This window comes from Pseudorhodoplanes sp., from assembly GCF_035565795.1.
Classification (GTDB): domain Bacteria; phylum Pseudomonadota; class Alphaproteobacteria; order Rhizobiales; family Xanthobacteraceae; genus Pseudorhodoplanes.
This window is the reverse complement of the sequence record NZ_DATMRV010000207.1, coordinates 60,811-67,169: the sequence shown is the minus strand read 5'-3', so window position 1 is coordinate 67,169 and position 6,359 is coordinate 60,811. Positions and strand designations below refer to the sequence as shown.

The window sequence follows — 6,359 nt, the reverse complement described above, 5'->3', positions numbered from 1 at the left end:
TTGAGCGCAATCATCGTCAGATACCGGCGGTCCATCGCGTCGAGCCCCGCGCCATCGACTTCCAGCGCGCTGAGCGCCTTGTCGGCGACGGCGCGATCGATCGCCGCATTGCCCTGCACGTCGGCGAAGTCCCGCAAGCGGCGCAGCAGCCTGCCCGCGATGCGCGGCGTGCCACGCGCGCGCCGGGCGATCTCGTTCGCGCCGTCCTTCGTCATGCCGACACCGAGAACGCGGGCACCGCGCGTCACGATCTGCTCCAGCTCCGCCTCGGTGTAGAAATCGAGCCGCACCGGAATGCCGAAGCGGTCACGCAGCGGATTGGTCAGAAGGCCCGCGCGCGTGGTCGCGCCGACCAGCGTGAATTTCGACAGATCGATCTTCACCGAACGCGCGGCAGGTCCCTCGCCGATGATCAGGTCGAGCTGGAAGTCCTCCATCGCCGGATAGAGAATTTCCTCGACCTGCGGATTGAGCCGGTGAATCTCGTCGATGAAGAGAACGTCACGCTCTTCGAGATTGGTGAGCAGCGCCGCAAGATCGCCGGCCTTGGAGATCACGGGGCCGGACGTGGCGCGGAAATTGACCCCGAGTTCGCGCGCGACGATCTGCGCCAGCGTGGTCTTGCCCAGGCCCGGAGGACCGACGAACAGCACGTGGTCGAGCGCCTCGCCCCGCGCCTTTGCCGCCTTGATGAAGATTTCGAGATTCGCTCTGGCCTTTTCCTGTCCGATGAACTCGCCGAGTTTCTGCGGACGCAGTGAAGCGTCCGCGTCGTCGTCGCGGCGTTCAGCGGAGACAAGGCGGGATGCGTTCACTTCTTGCCCCGCCAGTATTTGTTCGGCAGCAGCTCCGCAATCGACATGATCGACGGCTCCGGCCCGTCCGGCACGATCACGCGCGCCTTCGGATCGTAATCGTGGATCAGTTCGCGGCAGGAACCGCAGGGCGAAACCACCTTGATGTTCTGATCCTCCTCGTGCGGGCGCGGATGGCGCACCGCCACGATGGTGTCGATACCGTTGTCGCCGCTTTCGGTGATCGAGCGTCCGATCGCAATCGCCTCCGCGCACACCGCCATGCGCCCGAGATAGGCGTCGATGTTGACACCGGTAATGATGCGGCCATCGCGCGTGCGCATGGCGGCACCGACCTCCTGCCAGTCGTTGCGATAGCGCTTCTTGATCGCCTCGCTTGCGGCGGCGATCAGTTCCTTGTCTTTCTCGGTCAGGCTCGACACGCTTTCACCTACGCCTTTACTTCGCCAGCTCTTTCAGCCCGAACCGGATCAGCTTCGCTGTATCGGCTCCCTCGCCCGCTTCGCGTGCGGCGGCGGCGATCGCCGCGGCGGCCTGCGGCTGACCATAGCCGAGATTGACCAGCGCGGAGACCGCGTCGCGCACCGGCTGCGGCGCGCGGTTCTCGTCCATGTCCGCCGAGAGTCGAACCACCGCCGGATCGATATCGCCGAAGGCCGGCGTCTTGTCCTTCAGTTCGGTGACGATGCGCTCGGCGACCTTGGTGCCGACGCCTGGTGTGCGCGCAATCGCGGCCTTGTCGCGTAGCGCGATCGCATTCGCCAGTTCCGATGGACGCAGCGTGGACAACACTGCGAGCGCAACCTTCACGCCGACGCCCTGCACGGTCTGGAGCAGACGGAACCATTCGCGTTCGAGATCGCTGGTGAAGCCGAACAGGCGGATCTGGTCCTCGCGGACATGCGTCTCGATCGCAAGCGTCGCCGCCTCCCCTTGCGCCGGCAGCGACTGCAGCGTGCGCGCAGAGCAATGCACCTGATAGCCGACGCCATGGACGTCGACGATCACGTAATCTTCACCGTAGGAATCGATAACGCCTTTGAGTTTGCCAATCATCGCGCGGTCGGGTGCGAATCGGAGGTAAGCATTAGAGCACGAATTTCCATCACGCCTCCGGACGGTTTCATGGCCGATTTTGCCGCGCTTTTCAAAGACCAATGGTCGAAACTCGACTCCGCGACCGCCGCTGTGCTCAACCGCATCTATACCGGCGCGGAAGGCGAAACCCCGATTTTCATGCGCAGTCCGGAGGGCGCGCGCGACCTGATCAACCGTCTGCTGCCGTTCTATGTTTCGGCCGGCGCGCCTGCGATCGCGCATATCGAGGAGCGGCTCATTCCGGCGGCGAGCGGCGATATCCGCATCCGCCTCTACGATCCGGGCGTGCCCGCGCCGGGACCGGCCATCGTCTTCCTGCATGGCGGCGGCTTCGTGGTCTGCGACATCGACGTCTATGACGGCGTTGCGCGCCAGCTTGCGAAGCGGTCCGGCATGCGTGTGGTCAGCGTCGATTATGCGCTCGCGCCCGAGCATCCCTTCCCGGTGCCGCTGAATGATTGCATCGCGGCGATCCGCTGGATCGCGACGCATGGCGGCGAATGGGGCATCGACCCGGCGCGCATCGCTGTCGCAGGCGACTCCGCCGGCGCCAATCTCGCGCTCGCTGCTACGATCGCGCTCCGCGATGCCGGCAACTCGCCGGTGCGCGGCGCGGCCTGCATCTATGGCTGCTATGCTCCGGACCTGAATACGCAATCCGAAAAGGATTTCGGCGGCGGGCCGTATCTCGTCATGACGCCCGAGATGGCCTGGTATTGGAATTACTATCTTTCAAAGGCGGCCGACCGCACGAACCCTCTCGCCGCGCCACTCCACGCGGACCTGCGCGGACTGCCGCCGCTATTCCTCACGGCGAGCGAATACGATCCGCTGCATGACGATACGACAATGCTGGTCGAGAAACTGAAAGCTGCAGGCTCCGCCTTCGAATTCCACCTGTGGACCGGCACGATCCATGCGAGCGTCAACCTGATGGGCTGGATACCGGCCATGGGGCCGCGCGTGGATGAGGTCTGCGCTTTCCTGAAGCGCGTCACCGACAGGCCTTGAGGTCAGCTTCAACGGAAAGATCTAGCCCGACGCGATCCGGAGCAGCGCACTTTGCCGGTGATGGGCATGCGTCACCGCAATCGCCAGCGCGTCGGCCGCATCGTCGGTACGCGGATCGGCCTTGGGCAGCAGCACACCGATCATCAGGCGGATCTGCGCTTTCTCAGCATGACCTGCGCCGACGACGGTCTTCTTCACGAGATTCGGCGCGTATTCGGCGACCTTCAGCCCGGCCCGCGCCGGGATCAGCATCGCGATGCCGCGCGCCTGCCCGAGTTTCAGGGTCGACGCCCCGTCGCGATTGACGAAGGTCTGCTCGACCGCGGCCTCGTCGGGGGTGAAATCCTCGATCACCCGGACCAGTCCATCATGGATCGTGACCAGGCGCGCCGCGAGTTCTGCGCGTTCGTTTGTCTCGACGGAGCCGCAGGCGACAAAGACAAGCCGGTTGCCCTCGCACGCGATCACGCCCCAGCCGGTGCGGCGGAGCCCGGGGTCAATGCCGAGAATGCGAATCGGTCGCTGCATACTGGCAAACTCATAGCACGGGACGCATGGAAGGCCCGCGCCACGGTCCGTCGCTCCGGATGCGTCGGACTGGTATGGATTTGCGCCAGCCGGGACACGACGTGACCGATTTTTACGCTATTGCCGCAGGGCTCATTGCCGAGCCACGCTTCGCAGCTGCTGCCGCCGTGGCCATCGTCGCGGGGCTGGTTCGCGGCTTTTCCGGTTTCGGTTCGGCGCTGATCTACGTCCCGCTGATGGCCGCGATCTACGAGCCACGGATTGCTGCGCTGACGCTGTTGATCGTGGACTTCACCGCGAGCGCGCCCTTCACCGTGCCGCTGACGCGGCGCTGCAACTGGCGCGAGGTTGCGCCGGTGTCGATTGCGGCGATCTGCACGATTCCGATTGGCGTTGCCGCGCTGGAATATCTCGATCCCAACATCCTGCGCTGGTTCATCGCAATTCTGGTCGGGACGCTGCTGCTCGTTCTCGCATCGGGCTGGCGCTACAGCGCGCCGCCGACGCTGCCGGCATCGATCGGGGTCGGGCTGGTCGCCGGCTTCGGTTCGGGCGCGGCGCAGATCGCGGGCCCGGCGGCGATCATCTACTGGCTTGGCGGACCGAGCAGCGCGCACGTGATCCGCGCCAATCTCATGGTGTATTTTGCCATCCTCGCGATCATGTCGGGCGTCATCTATTACGCACGCGGGTTGTTCACGGCCGACGTGCTGGTGCTGTCCGTATTGCTCGGACCAATGTTCATCGTCGCAATGGCGGCGGGCGCTTATCTGTTCCGTGGCGCGTCGGATCAAGCCTATCGGCGCGTCGCCTACGCGATCATCGCGCTGTCGGCTATCGTCAGCCTGCCGCTGTTCGACGAATTGTTCCGCTAGCAGCCCTAGGCCGCCGGAATCTCGCGCTTGAAGTCGGCGCGCTCGAGCAGATGCGAAGCCGCGATGCCGAAGACGAGCCCCCAGAACGGCGCGCCAATCCGGAAGATCGGCACATCGGCGACCGTGACCACGAAGCAGATCAGCGCCCCGAAAGTAAACTTGTCACGGAATGAGATCTGAAACGACGTCTGCAGCACGCGCAGCATGGCGAGCCCCGCAAGGGCCGCGATGAAGGCCGGCGGCGTTGCCAGCAGCAGGCGCGTGAAGAACGGCGAGGTAAGCCCGAAGCCGAGCGCCAGAATGCCGAGAAATATCCCGGCCGTGTATTGCCGTTTCTTTTCGCCGGAGCTGGCGAGGATCGCATTGGAAGGTCCGGTCAGACAGGTCGATACCGCACCGAAACAAGCGGTGATCAGCGAGCCGACGCCGCATATGAAGGTGATGGAATTCACCGGTGGCTTGTGTCCGCTCGCGGTCAGGATCGCGACGCCCTGCCCGTTCTGGACAACCAGCACGGTGATGGCCAGCGGCACCACCAGTTCCACCATCGCCTGCCACGAGAATTGCGGAGCATGGAAATTCGGCTTCGCAAACTCGAACAGGGTACCGGCCGGCGGATTGAACGCGCCAAGCAGCCAGACCGCGATCGCGCCGGTGATCAGCGCGACGATCAGCGGCGGCGCGACACGCGCGATCCGCGGCATCGCCGTTAGCGCAAAGAACGGAACGGCCATCGAGAGCGCGATCCAGAATCCATCGCGGAAGGCGTGCACGAGATCGATCCCGAAACGCAGGAATACGCCGGCCACCATCGCCATCACGATCGGCATCGGGATCGCATCCATCACGCGACGAACGAGTCCGGTGAGACCGAGCACGACCATCAGGGCGCCGGTCGCAAGAAACGCACCGATCACTTCGGGAAAGCTGAGATGCGTCAGCGCGGGGCCGACCAGAACGGTGCCGGGGATGGTCCAGAAGAACGCGAGCGGCTGACGGTACAGCAGCGAATAGGCAATCGTGATCAGGCCGTTCAGGAAAAAGACCGCGAAGATCCACGACGCCAGATCGGATTCGGAGAGCCCACCGCGCGCACCGACCGACAGGATGATCGCGACCGGGCCCGAACTCGCAAACAGGAATGCGACAAACGCGTTGCCGGCATAAACCGTCCCGAACTCCGACCAGGGCTGGCGCGGCAGCGGGAGGACCGGCTTTTCAAGTGGCATTCAATGTGCCCGGAATGGGGTGCAGTCGATCAGGCGCTCATCTTCGACATGAGCTGATCGGAAACCTCGAAATTGGCATAGACGTTCTGCACGTCGTCGCTTTCTTCCAGAGCCTCGATCATGCGCAGCAGCTTCTCGCCCTGCTCGTCGCTGACCGCGAGCGTGTTCTGCGGCTTCCAGATCAGGGCGGACTTGCGCGGCTCGCCGAACTTCGCTTCGAGCGCCTTTGAGACTTCGGCGAGCGAGTCCTGCGCCGTGAAGATCTCATGGCCGTTCTCGCTCGAAACGACGTCCTCGGCGCCGGCTTCGATCGCGGCTTCAAGCATGTCATCGGCGCTCGCCACCTTGGCGTCGAACTCGACCACCCCAACGCGATCGAACATGAAGGACACCGCACCGGTTTCCGCCATGTTGCCGCCGTTCTTGGTGAAGGCTGCGCGGACATCGCCGGCGGTGCGGTTGCGGTTGTCGGTAAGGACCTCGACGATCACCGCGACGCCGCCCGGGCCATAGCCCTCGTAGCGCACCTCGTCATAGTTCTCCGAATCGCCGCCCTGGCTCTTCTTGATCGCGCGCTCGATATTGTCCTTGGGCATGTTTTCCGCGCGCGCCGCGAGGATCGCCGCACGCAGACGCGGATTAAAGTTCGGGTCCGGCATGCCCATCTTGGCGGCAACGGTGATTTCGCGCGCCAGCTTGGAGAAGATCTTGGAGCGGGCCTTATCCTGCCGCCCCTTGCGGTGCATGATATTCTTGAATTGGGAATGACCTGCCATGGACCTTTGACCGCAAAATCGGTGAGC

At 64.2% G+C, this 6,359-nt stretch carries 8 protein-coding genes; 2 read left to right on the top strand and 6 right to left on the bottom strand.

The genetic code is table 11. From position 1 onward, the window contains the following. The 3 genes from ruvB to ruvA form a co-directional block, all read right to left on the bottom strand. Nucleotides 1-815 (bottom strand): Holliday junction branch migration DNA helicase RuvB (ruvB, locus tag VNZ93_RS18730; RefSeq protein ID WP_325708597.1); only part of this gene is annotated, 815 nt, incomplete at its 3' end. Then, complete coding sequence (locus VNZ93_RS18725; RefSeq protein WP_325708612.1) at nucleotides 812-1,228, bottom strand: cytidine deaminase; 417 nt, start codon at nucleotides 1,226-1,228, stop codon at nucleotides 812-814. The genes ruvB and VNZ93_RS18725, both read right to left, overlap by 4 nt. Before the next feature lie 25 nt (nucleotides 1,229-1,253). After that, nucleotides 1,254-1,871, bottom strand: coding sequence for a Holliday junction branch migration protein RuvA (gene ruvA, locus VNZ93_RS18720; protein ID WP_325708594.1), 618 nt, complete (start codon nucleotides 1,869-1,871; stop codon nucleotides 1,254-1,256). Between the two features lie 69 nt (nucleotides 1,872-1,940). Between ruvA and VNZ93_RS18715 the strand changes: the two genes are divergently transcribed. Then, nucleotides 1,941-2,924, top strand: coding sequence for an alpha/beta hydrolase (locus VNZ93_RS18715; protein ID WP_325708591.1), 984 nt, complete (start codon nucleotides 1,941-1,943; stop codon nucleotides 2,922-2,924). A 21-nt stretch (nucleotides 2,925-2,945) separates the two neighbouring features. Here the strand turns inward: VNZ93_RS18715 and ruvC are convergent, their stop codons facing one another. Next, entirely contained in the window at nucleotides 2,946-3,452 is a 507-nt protein-coding gene (gene ruvC, locus VNZ93_RS18710; protein WP_325708589.1) for a crossover junction endodeoxyribonuclease RuvC, read from the bottom strand. A 101-nt stretch (nucleotides 3,453-3,553) separates the two neighbouring features. Here ruvC and VNZ93_RS18705 point away from each other — a divergent pair, with 101 nt between their 5' ends. After that, the gene (locus tag VNZ93_RS18705; RefSeq protein ID WP_325708586.1) at nucleotides 3,554-4,327 is read left to right on the top strand and encodes a sulfite exporter TauE/SafE family protein; all 774 of its coding nucleotides are present in this window, start codon (nucleotides 3,554-3,556) and stop codon (nucleotides 4,325-4,327) included. Between the two features lie 5 nt (nucleotides 4,328-4,332). Here VNZ93_RS18705 and VNZ93_RS18700 read toward each other — a convergent pair whose 3' ends face one another. Both VNZ93_RS18700 and VNZ93_RS18695 read right to left on the bottom strand, forming a co-directional pair. Next, on the bottom strand, nucleotides 4,333-5,556 hold the full coding sequence (locus VNZ93_RS18700) for a benzoate/H(+) symporter BenE family transporter (protein WP_325708583.1): 1,224 nt from the start codon (nucleotides 5,554-5,556) through the stop codon (nucleotides 4,333-4,335). Nucleotides 5,557-5,585: 29 nt separating this feature from the next. Then, nucleotides 5,586-6,332, bottom strand: a complete 747-nt coding sequence (locus tag VNZ93_RS18695) for a YebC/PmpR family DNA-binding transcriptional regulator (RefSeq protein ID WP_325708580.1) — start codon at nucleotides 6,330-6,332, stop codon at nucleotides 5,586-5,588. Nucleotides 6,333-6,359 lie beyond the last annotated feature (27 nt).